The sequence below is a fragment of the Tsukamurella sp. USMM236 genome (assembly GCF_037148755.1).
Taxonomy (GTDB): domain Bacteria; phylum Actinomycetota; class Actinomycetes; order Mycobacteriales; family Mycobacteriaceae; genus Tsukamurella.
Window position 1 is genome coordinate 321,550 of the sequence record NZ_JBBCSS010000004.1, and the last position, 20,416, is coordinate 341,965.

General features: G+C 71.8%; 21 protein-coding genes and 1 riboswitch. Of the genes, 7 read left to right on the forward strand and 14 right to left on the reverse strand.

Going from position 1 to position 20,416, the window contains the following annotated elements; genetic code table 11:
• Window positions 1-31 precede the first annotated feature (31 nt).
• Window positions 32-604: a TetR/AcrR family transcriptional regulator gene (locus tag WFK95_RS15650; RefSeq protein WP_336671211.1), complete on the forward strand. Its 573-nt coding sequence runs from the start codon at window positions 32-34 to the stop codon at window positions 602-604.
• Here the strand turns inward: WFK95_RS15650 and WFK95_RS15655 are convergent.
• From WFK95_RS15655 to WFK95_RS15670, 4 genes are all read right to left on the reverse strand, one after another.
• A complete protein-coding gene (locus WFK95_RS15655; RefSeq protein WP_336671212.1) occupies window positions 601-2,127 on the reverse strand; it encodes a DHA2 family efflux MFS transporter permease subunit in 1,527 nt (508 codons plus the stop codon). The two genes, WFK95_RS15650 and WFK95_RS15655, sit on opposite strands and share 4 nt — an antisense overlap.
• Window positions 2,117-2,698 carry a PadR family transcriptional regulator gene (locus WFK95_RS15660; protein WP_336671213.1) on the reverse strand — a complete coding sequence of 194 codons (582 nt, stop codon included), beginning with the start codon at window positions 2,696-2,698 and terminating at the stop codon, window positions 2,117-2,119. Before WFK95_RS15660 ends, WFK95_RS15655 begins: the two co-directional genes overlap by 11 nt.
• 119 nt (window positions 2,699-2,817) lie before the next feature.
• On the reverse strand, window positions 2,818-3,291 hold the full coding sequence (locus WFK95_RS15665; protein WP_336671214.1) for a nitroreductase/quinone reductase family protein: 474 nt from the start codon (window positions 3,289-3,291) through the stop codon (window positions 2,818-2,820).
• Window positions 3,292-3,317: 26 nt separating this feature from the next.
• Entirely contained in the window at window positions 3,318-4,190 is an 873-nt protein-coding gene (locus WFK95_RS15670) for a sucrase ferredoxin (protein WP_336671215.1), read from the reverse strand.
• A gap of 31 nt (window positions 4,191-4,221) precedes the next feature.
• Between WFK95_RS15670 and WFK95_RS15675 the strand changes: the two genes are divergently transcribed.
• Entirely contained in the window at window positions 4,222-5,523 is a 1,302-nt protein-coding gene (locus WFK95_RS15675) for a D-alanyl-D-alanine carboxypeptidase family protein (protein ID WP_336671216.1), read from the forward strand.
• A gap of 1 nt (window position 5,524) precedes the next feature.
• The gene (locus WFK95_RS15680) at window positions 5,525-7,021 is read left to right on the forward strand and encodes an APC family permease (RefSeq protein WP_336671217.1); all 1,497 of its coding nucleotides are present in this window, start codon (window positions 5,525-5,527) and stop codon (window positions 7,019-7,021) included.
• A 10-nt stretch (window positions 7,022-7,031) separates the two neighbouring features.
• On the opposite strand, the gene yhjD is transcribed toward WFK95_RS15680, so the two are convergent.
• Together yhjD and trpS are read right to left on the reverse strand one after the other, a co-directional pair.
• A complete protein-coding gene (yhjD, locus tag WFK95_RS15685) occupies window positions 7,032-8,030 on the reverse strand; it encodes an inner membrane protein YhjD (protein ID WP_224651159.1) in 999 nt (332 codons plus the stop codon).
• Window positions 8,031-8,068: 38 nt separating this feature from the next.
• Window positions 8,069-9,094 carry a tryptophan--tRNA ligase gene (gene trpS / locus WFK95_RS15690; protein ID WP_224651156.1) on the reverse strand — a complete coding sequence of 342 codons (1,026 nt, stop codon included), beginning with the start codon at window positions 9,092-9,094 and terminating at the stop codon, window positions 8,069-8,071.
• Between the two features lie 450 nt (window positions 9,095-9,544).
• Between trpS and WFK95_RS15695 the strand changes: the two genes are divergently transcribed.
• Window positions 9,545-10,372 (forward strand): hypothetical protein, encoded by an 828-nt coding sequence (locus WFK95_RS15695; RefSeq protein ID WP_224651154.1) that lies wholly within the window; start codon window positions 9,545-9,547, stop codon window positions 10,370-10,372.
• Here the strand turns inward: WFK95_RS15695 and WFK95_RS15700 are convergent.
• Genes WFK95_RS15700 through WFK95_RS15715 form a run of 4 tightly spaced genes read right to left on the reverse strand, consistent with a single transcriptional unit; the run spans window position 10,350 to window position 13,181 of the window.
• The gene (locus WFK95_RS15700) at window positions 10,350-11,159 is read right to left on the reverse strand and encodes an exodeoxyribonuclease III (RefSeq protein WP_224651151.1); all 810 of its coding nucleotides are present in this window, start codon (window positions 11,157-11,159) and stop codon (window positions 10,350-10,352) included. The two genes, WFK95_RS15695 and WFK95_RS15700, sit on opposite strands and share 23 nt — an antisense overlap.
• A complete protein-coding gene (locus WFK95_RS15705) occupies window positions 11,156-11,587 on the reverse strand; it encodes a barstar family protein (protein ID WP_224651148.1) in 432 nt (143 codons plus the stop codon). The genes WFK95_RS15700 and WFK95_RS15705 overlap by 4 nt, the downstream gene beginning before the upstream one ends.
• Complete coding sequence (locus WFK95_RS15710) at window positions 11,584-12,024, reverse strand: ribonuclease domain-containing protein (protein WP_336671218.1); 441 nt, start codon at window positions 12,022-12,024, stop codon at window positions 11,584-11,586. Before WFK95_RS15710 ends, WFK95_RS15705 begins: the two co-directional genes overlap by 4 nt.
• 11 nt (window positions 12,025-12,035) lie before the next feature.
• On the reverse strand, window positions 12,036-13,181 hold the full coding sequence (locus WFK95_RS15715; RefSeq protein WP_224651173.1) for an MFS transporter: 1,146 nt from the start codon (window positions 13,179-13,181) through the stop codon (window positions 12,036-12,038).
• 131 nt (window positions 13,182-13,312) lie between these two features.
• Window positions 13,313-13,430, forward strand: a riboswitch (SAM riboswitch).
• A gap of 9 nt (window positions 13,431-13,439) precedes the next feature.
• On the opposite strand from WFK95_RS15715, the gene metX reads away from it, so the two are divergent.
• Complete coding sequence (gene metX, locus WFK95_RS15720; RefSeq protein WP_224651140.1) at window positions 13,440-14,588, forward strand: homoserine O-acetyltransferase MetX; 1,149 nt, start codon at window positions 13,440-13,442, stop codon at window positions 14,586-14,588.
• Window positions 14,589-14,609: 21 nt separating this feature from the next.
• Here the strand turns inward: metX and WFK95_RS15725 are convergent, their stop codons facing one another.
• From WFK95_RS15725 to WFK95_RS15735, 3 genes are all read right to left on the reverse strand, one after another.
• Window positions 14,610-16,028, reverse strand: coding sequence for a hypothetical protein (locus WFK95_RS15725; RefSeq protein ID WP_336671219.1), 1,419 nt, complete (start codon window positions 16,026-16,028; stop codon window positions 14,610-14,612).
• 109 nt (window positions 16,029-16,137) lie between these two features.
• Window positions 16,138-16,449 (reverse strand): DUF3017 domain-containing protein, encoded by a 312-nt coding sequence (locus WFK95_RS15730; RefSeq protein WP_224651137.1) that lies wholly within the window; start codon window positions 16,447-16,449, stop codon window positions 16,138-16,140.
• Window positions 16,449-17,315: a bifunctional methylenetetrahydrofolate dehydrogenase/methenyltetrahydrofolate cyclohydrolase gene (locus WFK95_RS15735; RefSeq protein ID WP_224651134.1), complete on the reverse strand. Its 867-nt coding sequence runs from the start codon at window positions 17,313-17,315 to the stop codon at window positions 16,449-16,451. The genes WFK95_RS15730 and WFK95_RS15735 overlap by 1 nt, the downstream gene beginning before the upstream one ends.
• 87 nt (window positions 17,316-17,402) lie before the next feature.
• On the opposite strand from WFK95_RS15735, the gene WFK95_RS15740 reads away from it, so the two are divergent.
• Both WFK95_RS15740 and WFK95_RS15745 read left to right on the forward strand, forming a co-directional pair.
• Window positions 17,403-17,993 carry an HdeD family acid-resistance protein gene (locus tag WFK95_RS15740; RefSeq protein ID WP_224651131.1) on the forward strand — a complete coding sequence of 197 codons (591 nt, stop codon included), beginning with the start codon at window positions 17,403-17,405 and terminating at the stop codon, window positions 17,991-17,993.
• 49 nt (window positions 17,994-18,042) lie between these two features.
• On the forward strand, window positions 18,043-18,507 hold the full coding sequence (locus WFK95_RS15745) for a tRNA (cytidine(34)-2'-O)-methyltransferase (RefSeq protein WP_224651128.1): 465 nt from the start codon (window positions 18,043-18,045) through the stop codon (window positions 18,505-18,507).
• Between the two features lie 33 nt (window positions 18,508-18,540).
• Here WFK95_RS15745 and WFK95_RS15750 read toward each other — a convergent pair whose 3' ends face one another.
• Window positions 18,541-20,406 (reverse strand): alpha/beta hydrolase, encoded by a 1,866-nt coding sequence (locus WFK95_RS15750; protein WP_336671220.1) that lies wholly within the window; start codon window positions 20,404-20,406, stop codon window positions 18,541-18,543.
• Between the last annotated feature and the right edge of the window lie 10 nt (window positions 20,407-20,416).

Here is a 20,416-nt window from a genome sequence, read left to right on the forward strand (position 1 = left end):
GCGTATGGTTTCCATACGGTACCGTACGGTGATGGACGGATCCAGCCCTCGACGACGACTCACCGCGGACGACTGGACCGGCGCCGCGCTGCAGGCGATCGCCGAGGGGGGCCTCGACGCGGCCGCGGTCGAGCCCCTCGCGAAACGTCTCGGCGCGACCAAGGGCAGCTTCTACTGGCACTTCTCGAACCGGCGCGCGCTCCTGGATCGCACGATGGAGACGTGGGAGAAGGTGCACACCGACGCCGTCATCGCCGCCACCAGCGCGGCACCGGCAGCGCCCGAACGCCTGGCGGAGCTGTTGGAGATCGTCTTCGGCAGCATCGGCGAGCCACTCGAACTGGCGCTGCTCGCGGCCGTCGACGACCCGAGCGTGGGCGCCGCGGTCGCCCGGGTCACGGAGCGCCGCGTCGACCACGTCGCCGGGCTGTACCGCGCCGCCGGGCTCGACGAGGCGGCGGCACGCAGCAGCGCCGTGGCGGCGGTCGCGCTGTACCTGGGCCACGCCCAGCTGGCGGCCGCCGCACCGTCGACCCTGCCGGAGGGCGCAGCCTGGACGGCCCACCTCACGCGCCTCGGCGAACTCCTGGCGCCGCGCCCCTAGACCTGCTCCGCGGGCACCTTCTGCGCCGCGGCCTTCTGGTGCGTGGGCGTCGCGAAGAACTGCACCACCACGAAGGCGACGACGAGCGCGGCGGCGGGCAACAGGATCGTCGAGCCCATGGCGTCGGCGAAGGGGCCGCGCAGGAACTGCGGCAGCGCACCGGTGGCCATCGCGCCGCCGCCCTGCGCGTGGCCGGTGGCGGCGGCGATCTTGTCCTCGATCTCGTGCTGCATGAGCACGCCGACCGCCGCGCTCCCGAGCACCGCGCCCACCTGCCGGGTCATGTTGTAGACGCCGGACCCCGCGCCGGCGAGCGGCAGCGGCAGGTTCCGGTTCGCGGTGGCGGCGAGCGGCCCCCAGATGAAGGCGTTGCCGACGCCCATGAGGCCGATCGGGGCCAGGATGCCGATCACCGGCGTGGTGTCGTGCGCGACGAAGGCCAGCCAGAACAGGGCCGCCGCGTTCGCAGCGAAGCCGAATCCGGTGAGGTACTTGGGATGCACCTTGTCGGCCAGCTTGCCCGATGGAGCCGCCAGGGCCCCGGAGATCACGGCGAGCGGGATGAGCAGCAGCGCCGAGCGAGTGGGCGTGAGCCCCATGGACTTCTGCGCGAAGAGCATGAGCGGGATCGACATGCCGGTGACGGAGAATCCCATGCAGGCGATCGCGGCGTTGGCCAGCGAGAAGTTCCGGTCCTTGAACAGGGTCAGCGACATGAGCGGCTCGGCCGCCTTGGTCTGCCACCACACGAAGGCGACGAGCAGCGCGAGGCCGCCGACGATCATCGTCCAGATGCCGGCCGACCAATCCTCCTTCTGCCCCTCCTGCAGACCGAAGGTGAGCAGGAACAGGCCGAGCGCGCTGAGCACGATGCCGGGGATGTCGAGCTTGTGCTTGTGGGTCGGCAGGTTCGGCACGAGGATCACGGCGGCGATGAAGGCCGCGATGCCCACGGGCACGTTGACGAAGAAGACCCACTCCCAGCCGAGCCGATCGACGAGCACGCCGCCCGCCAGCGGGCCGACGAGGATCGCGACGCCGGCGACGGAGCCCCACAGCGCCATCGCGGTGCCGCGCTTGTTCGGCGGGAAGGTGCGGGTGATGACGGCCATCGTCTGCGGGGTCATGAGCGCGGCGCCCAGGCCCTGCACGACGCGGGCCGCGATGAGCATGCCGATGGAGCCGGAGAGGCCGCACCAGGCCGATGCCAGCGTGAAGACGACGAGGCCGGCCAGGTACAAACGCTTGGGTCCGTACATGTCGCCGAGGCGGCCGGCCAGCAGCAGCGGCACCACGTAGGCCAGCAGGTAACCGCTGGTCACCCAGATGACGCCGTTGAGGTCGGTGCCGTTCGTGAGGTCGATCCAGATCGCGTCGGTCGCGACCGAGACGATCGTCGAGTCCACGAGGATCATGAAGAAGCCCACGACGAGCGCCCACAGCGCGGGCCAGGGCCGGTAGCCGGACGGCAGGCCCGGCAGCGCGCCCGGGTCGTACTGCTTCGCGGTCGCGTCATTCGTCATGACAGGTCGCCTTCCATTCCAGGGTCTCGTCGTCGAGTCGTTCGACGGTGCGCCGCAGCCAGTCGGCCTCGGCGGTGCGCATCGCGATCAGGTAGTCCAGGTCGAGCAGGTGCACCTCGGCGGCGTGCCCCAGGGCGCGGGCGTGCCCCTCCCGCATCGCGGCCACGTCGGCCTCGAGGCGCGACAGCCGCGCCGCGAACAGCCCGCGCACGCGGTCGCGGTCCAGGTTGTGCGCCTCGGAGACGGCGAGCGGGAAGCTCGGGTACTCCTCGGCGGGCTCGGCGAGCAGAGCCGCGACGGTGTCCTGCAACCGTTCCCGGCCCGCGGCGGTGATCGCGTAGGTGGTCCGCTCGGGGCGGTTGCCGTCGCGATCGGTGCCGATCTCGGTCACCAGCCCGTCCTCCGCCATCCGGTTCACGCAGTGGTACAGGGAGCCGGCACGGAGCTTGACCACGAGATCCTCGCGGCGCTCCGTCATCGTCGTGAACATCTCGTAGGGGTGCATGTCCCGCTCGGTGAGCAGGGCCAGCGCCGCGATCGCCAGCGGGGTCAGTGCCCGTTCTCGACCCATGTCCCACCTCCGATCGCACGCTCGGCGGTCACGCTACCCGCCGAATACTCCACATGGAATATTCGGATCGGGGGAATACGCCCGAAACGGGACGAACTCCCCGCGTGACTCCGCTCACATCAGTGCAGCGTGAGCGTCACCAGCGGGATCGGACGGTCGACGGTCGCCTGGAAGGCCGCGAGGTCGGGGTTGTCCGCGAGCGCCCAGGCGGCGAACTCCGCGTACTCCTCCCCCTCGAGGACGCGGGCCGTCGCGGCGACGGTGCGCGCGCCCATCTCGACGGTGACCTCGGGGGTCTTGCGGGCGTTGTGCCACCACGCCGGGTAGGACTTCTCGATGAAGGAGCTGACGTACATCTGCTCGCCGCGGTGCAGCGGTCCCAGCGGCACGGTGTGCGGCCGCCCGGACTTCGCGCCGGTCGTGGTGAGCAGGAGGAGCGCTCCGCCCTCGTAGGCGCCGCCGACGACGCCGTCGTTCGCCCGGAACTCGGCGATCACGTTCCGGTTCCAGTCGCCGATGGTCTCCTCGGTCAGCGTGTTCCACGGCATTTCGGGGTCGTCGTACGAGCCCGCTTCCGGTGTCTTCTCAGTCATACCCACGAGTCTTACGGGTATTGGTGTCAGTTTCCGTCCGCTATGCGCGCGGAAACGCGCCAGGCCCGCGCGGGCGAGGGCTTCTTCCCGCACGACATCATCCGCGGCGGCAGGTCCTCCGGCGTCACCGTCATCGTCCACGCGCGTCCGTCCTCGTGCCGGACGGTGACCTCGGTACCGTCACCGGCGGCACCGTCGGACCCGGTGCGCAGGACGTCCGGCGCGACGGGCCCGAGGAGCTCGCGGACCGCGACCTCGGCGGCCTGCTCGGCGGGCGGGATCGACGAGCGGCCGCGGAGCCCGGCGGTGGCGACGAGGCCGGCGCGTGCGGCGTCGAGCGCCTCCTTCGCCTGCGCTCCGGTGACCCGGCCGTAGGTGTGGCCGGCGGGCAGCACGATGAGCACGGGCGCGAAGCGGTGCCCGCCGGTGTGGGAGCACTCCCACACCACCGGATCGGCGTAACAGCCCGCGAGCGACGCCGCGATCGGCCGCCCGAGCACGGCGCAGCAGACGTCGCGCTTGCCGTTGGTGCACACCAGGGCGATCGGTCCCGCAGGCTCGCCCGCGGACGGGTCGTCGAGGGGCAGTGCGGGGATCTCCGCGTAGTCGGCCACGGTGAACATCCGCAGCGCGGTCTCCCCCGGCACCGAGTTCGCCACGAAGACCCGCATCCGCCCGCGGAAGCCCCCGGCGCGGCCGGGCCGGCGGATCAGCAGCACCCGCAGGCCCCGGGACTCCGCGAACCGCTCGACGGCCTCGCCCACCTCCGGCGCGAAGGTCTCGCCCGAGAACGGGTCGCGGCCCCACCCGGACTCGTTCTCGATGCACAGCCAGCCGGTCTCGGTGGTCGCGGTCCCGGGGAGCGGCTCGTCGGTGAAACTCGAACAACGCTCCGTCATTCCGCCACCGTAGCGGACTACGATGAGCGCGATGATCGCGCGCACTCTGACCACCGCGGGCCGTGTCCTCGCGACCGCCGGCCTGCTCGGCGCACTCGCCGCCCCGGCCGCCGCGACGCCCGGCCCTGCACCGTCGCCCACGCCCGGCCCCGCGGCGAAGACCCTGGTGACCGACGCCTGCCCGCACAAGCAGGTCCCGCCGCCCGCCGTCGACGAGTCCGAGGTCCCGAAGCCCGGGCAACCGAGCCCCACGCCGCTCGCCGTGCCGGACCCGCCCGTCGGGGGCGCGAAGCTGGGCGGGTGCGGCGTCGTCGTGCCCGACGGTGCGCCGCCCGTCCCGCCCGGCATCGACTCCGCCGGCTGGCTCATCGCGGACGTCACCGACGGCACCGTCGTCGCGGCGAAGGATCCGCACGGCCGGTACCGGCCGGCGAGCACGATCAAGGTGCTGCTCGCGCAGGTCGCGCTGCGCGATCTCGACCTCACGACGGTGGTCGAGGGCACCGTCGAGGACGCCGCGCAGGAGGGCAACGGCGCGGGCGTGAACGTCGGCGGCCGCTACACCGTCGAGCAGCTCCTCGAGGGCCTCCTGCTGGCGTCCGGCAACGACGCCGCGCACGCCCTGGCGCGGCAGCTGGGCGGCGTGGACGCGACCCTGCGGAAGATGAACACGCTGGCCGAGTCCCTCGGCGCGCGCGATACGCGGACCGCGTCACCGTCGGGCCTCGACGGCCCCGGCATGAGCTCGAGCCCGTACGACATGGCGCTCCTCCTGCGGGCGGCGCTGCAGGACGAGCGGTTCGTGCGCATCGCATCGACGAAGCAGGTCACGTTCCCCGGCCACCCGCCGGTGCCGACCACCGCGCCGTCGACGCCGCCCCCGCCCGGACAGAGCCCGCCGCCGGCCCCCACCTCGGTGGCGCCGTATCCGATCGTCAACGAGAACCGCCTGCTCACCGACTTCCCCGGCGCGGTGGCCGGTAAGAACGGCTACACCGACGACGCGAAGAAGACCTTCGTCGGCGCGGTCGACCGCGACGGCCACCGCTACGTGATCGTGCAGATGTTCGGCCTCTCGCAGACTGGCAACACCTACTGGGACCAGTACCGGCGGCTCCTCGACTACGGCGTCGCGCTGCGCGGGAAGTCCGTGGGCACGCTGGTCGCGGCCGACGGTGCCGCGAGCCGGCCCGAGCGGGCGCAGGAGGACCTGGTGGTGGAGAGCGGACCGTCGGGGATGGGCAACGGCACGCGGCTCCTGATCGGGCTCGGCGGGCTCGGCCTCATCGCCGTCCTGGTGGGCGCCGCGATGCGCACCAACCGGGGCCGCTGAGGTGGTCGCCGCGCCCGTCGGCGCCGCACCGGTCCCGGACAAGGGCCTGCGCTCGAACTCTCTGGGCCTGCTGAGCAACATGGCGATCGGCCTCTCGTCGACCGCCCCGGCGTACAGCCTCGCGGCGACGCTCGGCGGCGTCGTCGGGCACGTGCAGGGCAAGGCGCCGGCGATGTTCGTGGTCGCCTTCGTTCCCATGCTCATGGTGGCCGTCGCGTACAAGGAACTGGCCGCCGACACCCCCGACGCCGGGACCACGTTCACCTGGGGCAGTAGGGCGTTCGGGCCGTGGATCGGCTGGCTGGGCGGCTGGGGCCTCGCGGTCTCGGCGATCATCTGCCTGGCGAACGTCGCCGAGATCGCGGCGAGCTACCTCCTGCGCTTCGTCGGCCTGACCTCCCTCGCGGACGACCGCGTCGCCGTGGTGGGCTTCGGGTGTGCGCTGATCGTCGCGATGACCTGGGTGTCGTACCGCGGGATCGTCGTCTCGGAGCGCATGCAGAACGTGCTCATGTCCATCCAGTTCGCGGTGCTCGGCGTGGCCGCGGTGGCCGCGCTGTGGGCGGTGTACCGGGGCACGGCGGGACCGCAGGCCGTGCGGCCGAGCTGGGACTGGCTGGATCCGACGGGGCTGAGCGCCTCCCAGATCGCGGCCGCGGTGATCCTCTGCATCTTCCTCTACTGGGGCTGGGATGCCTGCCTGGCCGTCGGCGAGGAGACCAAGGACTCGTCGTCGACGCCCGGCCGGGCCGCGGTGCTCGCGACGGTCGTGCTCATGGGCACCTACGTGCTCGTCGCCGTTGCCGTGCAGTCGTATTCGGGCTTCGGCGAGACCGGCCTCGGGCTCGGCAACACCGACAACCACGACGACGTCCTCACCGTGCTCGGCCGGCCCGTCGGGGGCGCGGTGCTCGCGGGCCTGTTGGTGCTCACGGTCGCCCTCTCGGCGCTGTCCTCGACGCAGTCGACGGTGCTGCCGACGGCGCGGGGCACGCTCGCGATGGCGATCTACCGGGCGGTGCCGGAGCGGTTCGCGCGCGTGCATCCGAAGTACCTCACCCCGTCGTTCGGCACCGTCGTGATGGGCGGGTCCGCGCTCGCCTTCTACCTCACGCTCGCGCTGCTCAGCCGCAACACCCTGGAGGACTCGATCAGCTCGCTGGGGCTGGCGGTGGCCTTCTACTACGCGATCACGGCGTTCGCGTGCGCGTGGTACTTCCGGCGGACACTGCGCCGGTCGATGCGGAACCTGGTGCTGCGCCTGGTCTTCCCCGTGCTCGGCGGCGCGGCGATGATCTGGGCCTTCGTGCAGAGCGCGGTCGACATGATCGCGCCCGACTACGGACAGACGGTGATCGGCGGGATCGGCGGCGTCTTCGTGATCGGCATCGGCATGCTGGTCCTCGGCGTGCCGCTGATGATCGCGTGCGCCGTGACGCGGCCCGCCTTCTTCCGGGGCCGGACGCTGCCGCGGGCGACCGCGCCCGAGGACGCCTGAGCGGCGCGCGTCAGCGCTTGCGGCGCAGCAGTGAGCCGAGGCCCAGTCCGGCGACGAGCCCGGCCGCGCCGGCGAGGGCGGTCCGGCCGGCGTCGGGCTCGGAGCGGATGACGGGCGAGATCACCACGGGCGCCGGGGCGGCAGGGATCACGTACCGCTGGTTCCGCGGATCGGTGGCGGCCCACGCGGTCGCGAACAGCACGATCCGCGCGGTGAAGTAGATGAACAGCATGATGCCGAGGATCGGGCCGAAGGTGGCGCCGGCCGGGCCCTTCATCGCGTTGCCGATGAGCAGGGTCGCGAGCTGGATGAGGATCATGAACGCCACCGCCGCCATGAGGCCCGCGCGGGTGGCGTTGCGCCACGGGAACTGCACCCGCGGCAGACGCGCGATCACGAAGGTCCACAGGAGCCACAGCGCGAGGAGCGTGACCAGGAGGGTCGCCCCGGAGATGACGAAGTGGAGGCCGGGGGCATCGTCCAGTCCGGCCTTGTCGAGGAGCTTGGCCGTGAGCGGGCTGCTCCCCGCGGCCATCAGCGCGATGCAGGCCACCATCGCGACGAACAGGCCCGCGAGCGCGCCGAGGTCGGCGAACTTGGTCTTGACGAAGTTCTCCTTCGGCACCTCGCTGTCCCACATCTCCGTGAGACCGGCGCGAACGTTCGCCATCCAGCCGAGGCCGGCCCAGAGGGCACCGGCGAGACCCACGATGCCGACGGTGCTGCGCGAGGCGATCGCCTGGTCCACCAGGTCGCTGACCGACTTGCGCAGGCTCTCGTCGCTGATCACGGAGTTGATCTGGGCCTTGATCTCAGCGAGCAGGTCCGCGTCGTTGATGAGGATGTAGCCGCCGATGGCGAAGGCCACCATGATCAGCGGGAACAGGGCGAACACGCTGAAGTACGTGATCCCGGCGCCGAAGTAGTCGCCCTTCTTGTCCTGGTACCGGGTCGCGGCCGCCATGATGTGGTCGAACCACGGCCACTTGTCGCGGTACTTCTGGAGCATGTGGAGACGTCCTCCTGCAGTTCGCTACTGCACACGGGCTAGGGCGCCAGGAACCCTACCCTGTCGTAGACGTCGGCGAGGGTCCGGGACGCGATCTCGCGTGCCCGCTCCCGACCGGCGGTCAGGACCTTGTCCAACTCGGCGCGGTCGTCGAGGTAGCCCTGGACCCGGCCCCGCAGCGGCGTGGCGAAGTCGACGAGCACGTCTGCCACCTGCGTCTTCAGATCGCCGTAGCCCTTGCCCTCATAGGAGCGCTCCAGCTCCGGGATCGGGGTGCCCGTGAACGCCGACTCGATGGTCAGCAGGTTGGAGACGCCGGGCTTGTTCTCGCGATCGAAGCGGATCTCCCGCTCAGTGTCGGTGACCGCGGACTTGACCCGCTTCGCGATGATCTTGGGGTCGTCGAGGATGCTGATCAGCCCCGCGTCGGACTCCGCCGACTTGCTCATCTTGGCGGTGGGGTTCTGCAGGTCGTAGATCTTCGCGGTGTCGGAGACGATGTACGCCTCGGGCACCACGAAGGTCTTCTTGAACCGGGTGTTGAAGCGCTGCGCCAGGTTCCGGGTGAGCTCAAGGTGCTGCCGCTGGTCCTCGCCCACGGGCACGAGCTGCGGGCGGTAGAGCAGGATGTCCGCGGCCATGAGGATCGGGTACGTGAACAGGCCCACCGACGAGCTGTCGGTGCCGTTCTTCGCCGACTTGTCCTTGAACTGCGTCATCCGGCTGGCCTCGCCGAAGCCGGTGATGCAGCTGAGCACCCAGGTCAGTTCCGCGTGCTCGGGGATCTGCGACTGCACGAACATCGTCGAGCGGGCCGGGTCCACGCCCAGCGCCAGGAGCTGCGCCGCGGCGAAGACGGTGCGCTCGCGCAGCGCCTTCGGGTCGTGCGGCGTCGTGATGCCGTGCATGTTGGGGATGAAGTAGAACGTCTCGAACTCGTCCTGCAGCTTCACCCACTGCCGCACCGCGCCCAGGTAGTTGCCGAGATGGAACGAATCCGAGGTCGGCTGGATGCCCGACAGCGCACGCTGCCGCTTCGCGGGGGTGGGGGCGGTTTCCGTCACGAGGAACGAGTCTATCGACCGCGGTTCCGCGGGTCTCCTCAGTATTCGGTCCGACGGTGCCGGCTGTGCGACGCGCGGGGGGGCGACCGCGCCGACACACGGGCACCCACTGCGACCGGCTGACTATGAAATCGTGACCGCCAGTGACAAACCGGACGCCTGAGGACCGCGGTCCGGCGTCGCCTCCGAACGAGGCTCGTGCCCGGCGAGGCGTCCGGCCGTTCTACTCGTATCGGATCTGTCACTGGCGGTCACGATGTCATAGCGCCCGTTCCGTTCCCTCCTCGCTCCGGACTCCCGAACCGAGCACGGACGGGGCACGGTGTCGGTAGCGTGGCACGCAACTCAACAGGTCGATCGGGGGACGGCATGGGTGGGGATTCGAGGACGCCTGGGCGGGCGCAGTACGACGCGGAGGATCGGCGCGATCGGTATTGGGCGGGGCCGGTGATGCCTGCGCGGCAGAGGGCCTTCGACCGCCGAGTCTCCGAGGCGTGCCTGCGCCTCATGGCAGCGCGCCACACCGCGAACATCTCGTTCACCGACCTGGCGGAGGCGACAGGCGACATCAGTTCGCGAACCCTGCGCCGGCACTTCCCCACAGTGGCTGCGGCGGCATACCCCACGACGTGGTGGCTGCCCCGACCGGCGGACGCCATCCGCAAGGTACTCGCACCCCGCGAACGGATCGGGCCGTGCTGGCCCCCGGACCTCGACGATCCCGAGGTCGCCGCGGCGACGGCGATCGAGCCCGGAGACGAACATTTCGCCTGGCCGCCCGCAGGCTTCTTCGAGGCGCTGGGCGTTCCCGATCCACTGAATCCCGGCGCCGTCTCACCGCAACCGATCACCCTGCGCAATCTGTTGAACGATCTGCACGCCCTCGACCGGAGGTGGTCATCACTCAGCGGGTATCGCGACCTGGAGCCCGGCCTCGAGGAGCTGCGCGGGACCACCCCGGAGCTGGACGCCTGGTACGTGCGCGCACTGCACCGCCGCGCCGACGCGCTCGCGGCGGTGCTCGCCCGGGTCTTCGGTCTCCCGTTCGGCGCAGCACGCGCGTGCGCACACGGCTACGCCGCGATCCCCGAGTCCACAGCGCCCATCGAGGTGGCCGCCCATCTGACGGCGTTCGCGCACATCATCACGACCGGCGTGACCGTCCCACCGGGCCCCGGCGGCCCGATCGCCCCGGCGTTTCGCGCGATCGACCTGCCCGTACGCGAGCCGGAGCGCGCCCGGCCGCGGACCGGCCCTAGTCCGCGTACTCCACGGTGACCGGCGCATGGTCGGACCAGCGCAGGTTGTAAGCCTCGGCCCGCTCGACGTGCGCGGACACGGCCCGCTTCGCCAGCGCGTTGTTGGCGATCTGCAGGTCGATGCGCCAGCCCGAGTCGTTGTCGAAGGCCTTGCCCCGCCAGGACCACCAGGCGTACGGCCCCGGCTCGCCGGGGTGCAGCTCGCGCACGACGTCCTTGAAGGCGCGCCCCTCGCCGATGTACTCGCTCATCCAGGCCCGCTCCTCGGGCAGGAAGCCCGAGTTCTTGACGTTGCCCTTCCAGTTCTTGATGTCCAGCTCGGTGTGGCCGATGTTCCAGTCGCCGCACACCAGCACCTCGCGGCGCCGCCGGCCCAGCTTCGCCAGGTAGGCGCCGAACTCGGCGCGGAAGCGGTCCTTCTCGTCCTGCCGCTCGGTACCCACGTCGCCCGACGGGAGGTACAGCGAGCCGACGGTCAGCCCGTCGAAGTCGGCCTCGAGGTAGCGGCCCGCGTGGTCGAACTCCTCGCTGCCGAAGCCGACGCGCACCGCGTCCGCCTCGCGCCGCGAGAGCACGGCGACGCCGTTGCGGCCCGCGGTCGAGGACTCGGCGGCAGCGAGGTGCCAGCCCTCCTCCAGCGCGGGCGCGAGCGCCGTCAGCGTCTGCTTGTGGGTAGCGCGCACCTCCTGCAGGAGCACCACCTCCGCCTTCGTCCCACGAAGCCAGGGCAGCATGCCGAGGTTCTCCTCGGAGCGCTGCTTCACCGCCGCGCGGATACCGTTGACGTTGATCGACGTGATGATCACGCGAGCGCCTCCACGGTCAGGCCGGCCGCGGCCCAGGCGGAGCGCACCCGGGGCACATCGGCACCGTCGGACACGGACAGCAGCACCTGCACCTCCCGGTCGGCGAGCACCGCGACGAACGTGGCCAGGGAGCCGGCCTCGTCGGCGAGCACCTGCTCGGCCTCGGCGACGCCGAGCACGACCGCCGCCGGACCGCCGAGCCAGTCGAGATCGCCCAGGCTGTCGGCGAGCGCGTCCCAATTGGCACCGAAGTCGAGCGGGAACTGCAGCGCGGCCGAGACCTCGTCGAGGAGTGCGGCTTTGGTGCGCATGCGGCTGCCGCGGGCCACCAGCACCCGCGGGCGCTCGCGACGCTTGAGGGAGTCCAGATCGGTGCCGGTCAGCGCGGCACCGGCGCCGGAGGTGAGGAACTGCGGGAGGGTGCTCATCGGATCCTCGTGAAGGTCTCGTAGTGGTCCAGGGTGTACCAGGCGCCGCCGTCGGCCCCGGTGATGATGCGCTCGGCGTCCCGGCCGCGGCCGGACTTCTTCACGTTGACGTCCCACTCCGTGTACTTCGCGCGCTTGCCCTGCTTATCGGTCGCGGGCAGGCGCTTCTCGAAGTTTCCGAAGTTGCGGCCGCCCTGCGTACCCGAGCCGTCCTTCGGCGGCCACGTGCCCGCGTCGATCCGGGCGAGCGTCGCGAGGACGCGCGCGGGCACCGCGGAGTTCGACGGTGCCGAGGCGCGGGCGCCGCCCGACGCGCCGGCCGCCGACGTGGTTGCCGGCATGGCCGTCGCGGACGGCTCGGCGGTCGACTTGCCGCACGCCACGAGCCCGAAGACGGTGAGCAGCGCGATCGCGCACAGGGCGAGAATCCTTCGCATAGTCCAAGACCCTACCGAGGGGCTCCGACAGGTTCCGCGGTCCGCCGCGCGAGCAGCATCCCGATCCCGAAGACGACGAGGCCCGCGAGCGCCAGCGCGCTGCCCGCCAGCGCGGGCGCGGTGTACCCGCCGCCCGCCGCGATGACCGCGCCGCCGAGGAGGGCGCCGAGCGCGTTCGCGATGTTGAGCGCCGAGTGGTTCAGCGTGGCGGCCAGGGTCTGCGCCTCGCCGGCGACGTCCATCAGGCGGGTCTGGAGCGCGGGCACGAGTGCGGAGGCGGTGAGGCCGATGAGGAAGAACAGGGTCACCGCGGCGAAGGGCTGCGGCGCGAACACCGAGAACAGCGCCTGCAGCACGACGAGCGCGGCCAGCGCGACCGCGATCGACCGCGTCACCGAGCTGTCGGCGGCGCGGCCGCCCACGACGTTGCCGATCACCATGCCGACGCCGTACGCCGCCAGGACCGCCGGCACCGAGGCCGCGCTCAGGCCCGAGACCGAGGTGAGCGTGGTGGAGATGTACGTGTACACGGCGAACATGCCGCCGAAGCCGACGACGCCGGTGAGCAGCGCGAACCACACCTGCGGCCGCGCGAGGGCGCCCAGCTCCGTGAGCGGGTTGGTCACGGGGATCTGCACCGACGGCAGGAAGGCCAGCAGCGCCGCCACGGTGACGGCGCCGATCACCACCACGACGCCCATGGCGTACCGCCAGCTCAGGGCGGTCCCCAGCCAGGTGACCAGCGGCACGCCGATCACGTTCGCGACCGAGAGCCCCATCAGCACCTGCCCGACCGCGCGACCGCGCTCCGCGGGGCCCGCGAGGTGCGCCGCGACGAGCGCGGCCACGCCGAAGAACGCGCCGTGCGGGAGCCCCGCGACGAAGCGGGCCGCCATCAACGTCCCGTAGGTCGGGGCGAACACCGACAACGCGTTGCCGACGGTGAACGCGATCATCAGCGCGATGAGGAGCACCCGGCGCGGCACCCGGGCGAAGGCGGCCGCGATGAGGGGCGCCCCGACCACGACGCCCAGCGCGTACGCCGAGATCACGTGGCCGGCGACCGGCTCGGTGACCTCGAGGTCGGCGGCGATGTCGGGCAGCAGCCCCATCGCGGCGAACTCGGTGGTGCCGATGCCGAAGCCGCCGAGCGCCATGGCGCCGACCGCCAGCCTGGTCCGGGTAGAAGATTCCACGGAACGGTGTAACGCCTCACCGCCTTCCGCGCTTCCCGCCCACCCCTGTGACCTCGTTCACGGAACTGCCCGTCGGTTATGCTGCAGCCAGTGGTCATGAGTGTCAGTGCGCAGCCCCGGCTTGCTGACCGGCAACCCTCCACCGCGGTGGGGTGCCCCGGGTGATGACCCGGTTTCCCGGCGGCCCCCGCCGGGTGGCAAGCGCGAGGAGAGGGTTCGGTGACCATCAGCACCCGCACAGGCCGGCCCACCGACAGCCTCCCGGGCGACTGGGCCCGGGTTCCCGACGGTGCGCTGCAGTCGGTCGCGCTCGGCCCCCTGGTCCTCGAGTCGGGTGAGGTCCTTGAGGACGTCACGATGACCTTCCAACGCTGGGGCACCCCCAACGCGGCACGGGACAACGTGCTCCTGACGCTCCACGCCCTGACGGGCGACTCCCACGTCACCGGCCCGGCGGACGACGACCACCGCTCCGCCGGCTGGTGGGACGGGTTGATCGGCCCCGGCGCCGCCGTCGACACGGACGAGTGGTGCGTCGTCTCCGCGAACGTCCTGGGCGGGTGCTCGGGTTCGACGGGGCCCGCGTCGATCGCGCCGGACGGTCGCCCCTACGGCTCCCGCTTCCCGGTGATCACGGTCCGCGACCAGGTGGAGGCCGAGGCGGCGCTGCTGCGCGCGTTGGACGTGCACGACATCGCGTCTGTCGTGGGCGGGTCGATGGGCGGCGCGCGGGCCCTCGAATGGGCCCTGATGTACGGCGATTTCCTGCGCTCGGCGCTGGTCCTCGCCGTGGGCGCCCGCGCCACGGCCGACCAGATCGGCACACAGACCACGCAGATCGCCGCGATCAAGGCCGATCCGGCCTGGCAGGGCGGCGATTACCACGACAGCGGCACGCATCCCGACGCCGGCCTCGGCGTCGCGCGGCGGATCGCGCACCTGACCTATCGCACCGAGGTCGAGCTGGACAGCCGGTTCGAGAACCGGCCGCAGGGCGACGAGGATCCCCGCGCGGGCGGCCGGTACGCCGTGACCTCCTACCTCGAGCATCAGGCCGCGAAGCTGGTGAACCGGTTCGACGCGGGCAGCTACGTGGTGCTCACCGACGTGCTCAACCATCACGACGTGGGCCGCGGTCGCGGCGGCGTCGAGGCGGCCCTGCGGGGCTGCCGGGTCCCGGTCGTGGTGGGCGGCATCGATTCCGACCGCCTCTACCCCCTGCGCCTGCAGCGCGAGCTCGCGGAGTCGCTGCCCGGCAGTGACGATCTGGTGATCGTGCACTCCCGCGACGGGCACGACGGCTTCCTCACCGAGATGGACGCCGTGGCGGCACTGCTGCGCCGGACCCTGGAGTTCGCGCGCCGCTGACCCGCCGGGCGGAACGTCCCGTCAGGGTGCGGGTTCGGTCACCGTCGGCGCCGCGACGTCGCCGATCGCCGGCCCCGGCGCCACCTCGGCGGAGGACGGATCCGACTGCGCCGCTCCGGTGTTCACCGGATTCGAGCTCGAGCCGCCCGTGCCCTGCGCGCCGCCGGCGCCGGGGGCGACGAGGCCGTTCCCCGGCATGGGCAGCGGGGCGTCCGGGCTCGGCGGGTTCGTGCCCGTACCCTCCGTCGGCGTGCCCGGCCCCGTGGTCCCGGACGGCGACCCCGTCGGGGTGCCGGTCGGGGTGCCGGTAGGAATGCTCGGGAGGATCGTGGTCGGGAGGGTTCCCGTCGGCGACGTCGGCGGAGCGGTCGGCGACGTGGGAACCGGCGGCCGAGTCGTGGTGGGCACCACGGGCGGCGGCGCGAAGGTCGTCATCGTCGGGGTGACCGCGTCCCCGCGCCCCGGCTCGGGCGCCACGGTAGTGGGCACGACAGGCCGCTCCGGCGGCAGTGACGACGTGACGGTGGCGATCCTGGTCTCCGACGCGGACTCGTCCTCCTCGGAGGTCACCGAGTCGGAGGAGGTGGGGACGACCTGCTCCGTGCTGCGCGCGGCGGGGCCGATGATCCCCGTCGCGTACCCCGTGGCCAGCACCGCACCGGTGAGCGCGGCGACCACGAGCAGCGGCAGGATCGCCGCGGTGAGGCGGACGCTGTGCCCGCCCAGGACGCCGATGCCGCTGTCGACCAGCGACGACGGCGCGGCGCCCGCCGCCCGGCGGTCCGCCGCGATCAACGCGGCACCGGACGCCGTGATGGTCTCGGGCTCGTCGATGAGGAGCGGTTCGATGCCGGCGTCCCGAGCCACCCCGGCGATCGCTTCCCGCACTACGGTGTTCAGCGCGCCGGAGCCTACGAGTGCCATCGCCTCGGGGGCGGCGGAGGCCGCCGAGCGCACGAGCGCGGCGACGTCGTCGGTCGAGGCGGCCCCGGCCCCGTCGAGCACGACGGCGCGGGTACGGCGCTCGGCGACGACGGCACCGTCGCGCACGGTGTACAGGCGCGTCTCATCGGCGCCGAGGTCGGCGACGAGCGCGGTGTCGTAGCGGGCGATGGAGCCGCGTTCGCCGAGGCCTCGCAGGACGGCGTCGGCCTCGCGGACGATCCCCGCCGCGCGGACGCCGCCGCGCGCGCCCAGGCGGACGGAGAGCAGATCGCGCCGCGAACGGACGGTCACAGCGGATGCGTCGACGTCGCGCTCCGCATGGCCGGCGAGGAGGTCGAAGCCCGAGGACAGCAGGTTGCCGCGGCGCCCGAGGCGGTACGGACCGGGATCGATGGTGCGCGCCTCGCGGCCGACCACGTGCCCGTCCTCGATGTCGAGGAGCACGCAGTGCACGGGTCCGGAGCCGACGGAGGCACCGAAGGACGAGATCCGCATGGCACCTCCGATCGGATCGCTCGACGAACCGTTACCTGAGCACATCATACCCGATGCCTAAACGTTACATACAAGAATGTAAATTCGAAGTTTCGAGTATGCGGGTTGGCTAGGTGCCGAGCGCCTTGATCCCGTACGAGACGAAGAGGATCGCCGCAGCCGCCAGGGCGAGCACGGTGACGTCGAACCACCTGCTCCGCACCCGGAGCAGCCCCTGCCTCCGTTCGGGCAGGGCGGCACGCAGGACCGCGGCGAGGCCCGTCCCCGCGCCGAAGACGTACAGGCCGCGGCGCCAGTACTCCAGCCCGACCAGGACCATCCCCGTGGTCAGTACCCCCACGACGGCCACGTACCCCGCGTTCGCGATCACGGCGCGCACCATGCGGGCGCGCCGGTACTGCTCGACCGCGGGTTCGGCCACTAGGCCTCGTCCGAACGCGCGAGATCGCGCTCCGCGGCGTCGATCACGTTCCCCAGCAGGAAGGCCCGGGTCAGCGGACCGACGCCGCCGGGGTTCGGCGAGAGGTGACCGGCGACCTCGGTGACCTCGGGGGCGACGTCGCCGCGCAGGCCGTCCTCGGTGCGGCTGACGCCGACGTCGAGCACGGCGGCGCCGGGCTTGACCATGTCGGCGGTGATCAGTCCGGGCACGCCGGCGGCGGCGATCACGATGTCGGCCCGGCGCACCTCAGCGGCCAGGTCCCGGGTGCCGGTGTGGCACAGCGTGACCGTGGCGTTCTCGGAGCGGCGGGTGAGCAGGAGGCCGATGGGCCGCCCCACGGTGACACCGCGCCCGACGACCACGACGTGCGCCCCGTCGAGCGGGACGTCGTAGCGGCGCAGCAGGTGCACGATGCCGTGCGGGGTGCAGGGCAGCGGCCCCGCGGCGCCGAGCACGAGCCGGCCCAGGTTCGTCGGGTGCAGGCCGTCGGCGTCCTTGGCCGGGTCGATCCGCTCGAGGATCGCGTTCTCGTCGATGTGCTTCGGGAGCGGGAGCTGCACGATGTAGCCGGTGCACGAGGGATCGGCGTTGAGGTCGTCGATCACGGCCTCGAGCTCGCCCTGCGTGATCTCCTCCGGGAGATCGCGGCGGATCGACTCGATGCCGACCTTCGCGCAGTCGGCGTGCTTGCCCTTGACGTAGGAGCGCGAGCCCGGGTCGTCCCCGACGAGCACGGTGCCGAGCCCGGGGACGACCCCGCGGGCCCGCAGCGCCGCCACGCGCTCTCGGAAGCTCTCGAAGAGTTCGTCGCGGGTCTTCTTACCGTCCAGTACAAGCGCCGTCACGGCCCACATCCTATCGCCCTGGGATCAGCACGACGATTTCCGCCGGTTCGAGTCGCCTTCGTTCGCCATCCAACAGATACTGACTCCATGACTCATCAGAACCCCCTCCAGCAGGGCATCCAGCAGGGCGTCAAGTCGACGTGGCAGGCGATCCTCGCCCTCGGCGTCCTCTCCATCGTGCTCGGCGTCATCATCGCGGTGTGGCCCGGACCGACCACGCTCGTCGTCGGCATCCTCTTCGGCGTCTTCCTGCTCCTGACCGGCGCGTTCCAGGTGATCGCCGGCATCCTCGGCGAGACGCAGCACCGCGTGCTCACCGTGATCAGCGGCGCGCTCGCGCTCGTCCTCGGCGTCTCCTGCTTCCGGGACGACGTGGTCAACTCGGTCGCGATCCTCGGCATCTGGATCGGCGTCAGCTGGATCTTCTCGGGCGTCACGTCCATCGTGATCGGCATCTCCGACAAGCAGCTCCCCAACCGCGTGTGGGTCGTGATCCTGGGCCTGATCAGCCTCGCCGGCGGCGCGGTGCTCATCGCCTACCCGTTCTCGGTCGAGGTGCTCGTGCTGGTCGCCGGCATCTGGGCCGTCGCCATCGGCATCGTGCAGGTCATCTCGGCGTTCCAGCTGCGCAGCACCGCCAAGCAGGTGCAGCAGCGCGTCTCCGACCTGGTCGGCTGACGGCCCCTCCTCCAGCGACTGCGGGACACGGGTGACAGGATCGTCACCCGTGTTCCGCATTCTGTTCTTCGAGCCCCGGATCGCCCCCAACACGGGCAACGCGATCCGCATCGCCGCCGTCACCGGATGCGAGCTGCACCTGGTCGAGCCGCTGGGCTTCGACCTCTCCGAGCCCAAGCTCCGCCGCGCCGGCCTGGACTACCACGACCTCGCGCACGTGAGCGTGCACGCCGACCTCGACGCCGCCTGGGCGGCGCTGGAGCCGCGCACCGTCTACGCCTACACCGCGCACGCGACGCGGCACCATCACGAGGTCGCGTACGGGCCCGGCGACGTCCTCCTCTTCGGCCCCGAGCCCACGGGGCTCCCGCCGGAGGTGCTCGGGGACCCGCACATCACCGAGGCGCTCCGCATCCCGATGCTCGCCGGCCGCCGCTCCCTCAACCTCGCGAACAGCGCGGCGATCGTCGCCTACGAGGCGTGGCGGCAGAACGGTTTCGACGGGGCCCTCTGACGGCGCCGGAACACCGGCGCCGCCCCGCCGCGGCTAGCCCGTCGGCTCGTTGTAGCCGTTCTGGCTGTTGAGGATCGGCCGCAGTTTCGCCGTCTTCTCCGGCGTCCAGCCGGGCGGCTCCAGGATCGCGGCCCAGGCGTCCGCGGCGGCCTTGACGTAGCTGTGCCCGTGCCCGTCCGGGACGTTGACGGCGACGGCCATGTCGGCGGAGACCTGCAGGAAGGTCACGATCGGCACCCACGACACCGAGGACAGCACGTCGACACCGCGCTCCTCCCGCAGCCAGTCCGGCTTGCTGAAGGCGAGGTCCGGGGTCCACCGGCCGATCGGATCGGACGCGTGCTGGAGGTAGACCACGCGCGGCCCGTTCCACGGCCCCGTCGGCTTCGCGAGATCCTCGGCGCGGGCGGCGAACCGGACGTTGGCCCCCTGCTGATAGACGGGCAGCCACTCGGGCGAGCCCGCGTCGCGCTGCTCGGTCAGACGCACCCACATCTCGTTGTTGAAGGTGGGACCGGAGAAGAGGGCACCGTCGGTCCGGGCGAGCAGGTTGTTGAGCGAGAGGAACGGGGCCTCCCCGCCGAACGAGCCGAGGCTCTCGCCGAAGACCACGAGCTTGGGTCGCTGCCCCTCGGGCAGGGCCTTGACCCGCTTGTCAACCGCCTCGAACAGCGCCTGGCCGGCGTCCAGGGCGTTCTGCTTGTCGACGAGGAAGGACAGCCAGCTCGGCAGGAACGAGTACTGCATGCTGACGATCGCGGTGTCGCCGTTGTACATGTACTCGAGCGCCCCGGCCTCCGCCTCGTTGACCCAACCGGTTCCGGTGGTCATCGCCACCGCGACCACCTTGCGCTGCAGGCCACCCGTGCGCTCCAGCTCCTGCGCGGTCTTCTCCGCGATCGCCTGGTACCGGTTGGGGTCGTCGGAGTCCACGGAGCCGAGGCCCGCGTAGGTCCGGATCGGCTCCATGGCGGGGGCGCCGTTGAAGGCGGTGAGGTGCTCGACGGTCTGCGCATTGGAGACGAACACGCGCCCCTGCTTGCCCAGCGAGGACCATTCCACGAGCGAGCCCGGACCGCCCGATCGGAACGCGCTGGTGGGCGCGGGCCGGTCAGTCCCGCCCTCCCGGTTGACCTTCGAGAAGGTGTTGTTCATCGCGTCCATGGCGCCGCGCACGACGACGCCGTTGATCACGCCGACGGACAGGAGCAGCACGAGACCGACCGCGACCACCGCCGCGACGCGGGGCGGGCAGTAGGTGCCGAGCTTGCCGGCGATCCAGCGCACCAGCGTGCGCACGCCCTTGCCGACCTCGACGAAGACGTAGAGGAGCACGATCGACAGCACGCCGATCTCCAGGTAGTCGACGAAACGCAGGTACTCGACGTCCATCAGGTCGCGCAGCCTGGTCTGCCAGGAGTCGAAGAACAGGACCATGCCGGTCGTCCCGACGATGCCGATGCCGGCCAGTCCCCACCACGCCTTGCGCGGCACGGGCGGGGTGGAGTCCCGCGACCGCATGAACCGCACGAGCCACACCCCGAAGACGCCGAACATGTAGCCGAGCGCGCCGGAACCGCCGCTGACGAGGCTCTGGAACAGCGGGCCGCGCGGCAGCAGCGACGGGGTCAGCGAGAGCCAGAGGAAGACGAGCCCGACCGCGGTGCCGGTGAACGTGTAGCGGTGCGACCACCAGGCGCGGAACCGGTCGAGCAGTGCGGCCGCGCCGGACTCGCCCCCGTCCGGCTTCGCGACCTCGGCGTCGCTCTTCGCGACGGCGACCTCCGCGCCGGTGCCATCGGTCCCGGTACCGGCCTCGACAGCCTTGGCAGCGGGCGCGGCGTCTGCCTCGGCCTCGGTACCGGCCTCGGCGGCCGCGGGCTCGACCTCGTCGTTCATCCGACCTCCC

Coding starts and splice junctions, on each gene's coding strand:
- WFK95_RS15725 (WP_336671219.1), bottom strand. CDS start 16,028: ATGCGGATCTCGTCCTTCGGTGCCTCCGTCGGCTCCGGACCCGTGCAC.
- WFK95_RS15715 (WP_224651173.1), bottom strand. CDS start 13,181: ATGGCGCTCGGCGGCTTCGGCATCGGCACCACCGAGTTCGCCGCGATG.
- WFK95_RS15665 (WP_336671214.1), bottom strand. CDS start 3,291: ATGACTGAGAAGACACCGGAAGCGGGCTCGTACGACGACCCCGAAATG.
- WFK95_RS15660 (WP_336671213.1), bottom strand. CDS start 2,698: ATGGGTCGAGAACGGGCACTGACCCCGCTGGCGATCGCGGCGCTGGCC.
- WFK95_RS15750 (WP_336671220.1), bottom strand. CDS start 20,406: ATGAACGACGAGGTCGAGCCCGCGGCCGCCGAGGCCGGTACCGAGGCC.
- WFK95_RS15695 (WP_224651154.1), top strand. CDS start 9,545: ATGCCTGCGCGGCAGAGGGCCTTCGACCGCCGAGTCTCCGAGGCGTGC.
- WFK95_RS15710 (WP_336671218.1), bottom strand. CDS start 12,024: ATGCGAAGGATTCTCGCCCTGTGCGCGATCGCGCTGCTCACCGTCTTC.
- WFK95_RS15670 (WP_336671215.1), bottom strand. CDS start 4,190: ATGACGGAGCGTTGTTCGAGTTTCACCGACGAGCCGCTCCCCGGGACC.
- WFK95_RS15650 (WP_336671211.1), top strand. CDS start 32: ATGGACGGATCCAGCCCTCGACGACGACTCACCGCGGACGACTGGACC.
- WFK95_RS15740 (WP_224651131.1), top strand. CDS start 17,403: ATGACTCATCAGAACCCCCTCCAGCAGGGCATCCAGCAGGGCGTCAAG.
- WFK95_RS15655 (WP_336671212.1), bottom strand. CDS start 2,127: ATGACGAATGACGCGACCGCGAAGCAGTACGACCCGGGCGCGCTGCCG.
- WFK95_RS15705 (WP_224651148.1), bottom strand. CDS start 11,587: ATGAGCACCCTCCCGCAGTTCCTCACCTCCGGCGCCGGTGCCGCGCTG.
- yhjD (WP_224651159.1), bottom strand. CDS start 8,030: ATGCTCCAGAAGTACCGCGACAAGTGGCCGTGGTTCGACCACATCATG.
- WFK95_RS15675 (WP_336671216.1), top strand. CDS start 4,222: ATGATCGCGCGCACTCTGACCACCGCGGGCCGTGTCCTCGCGACCGCC.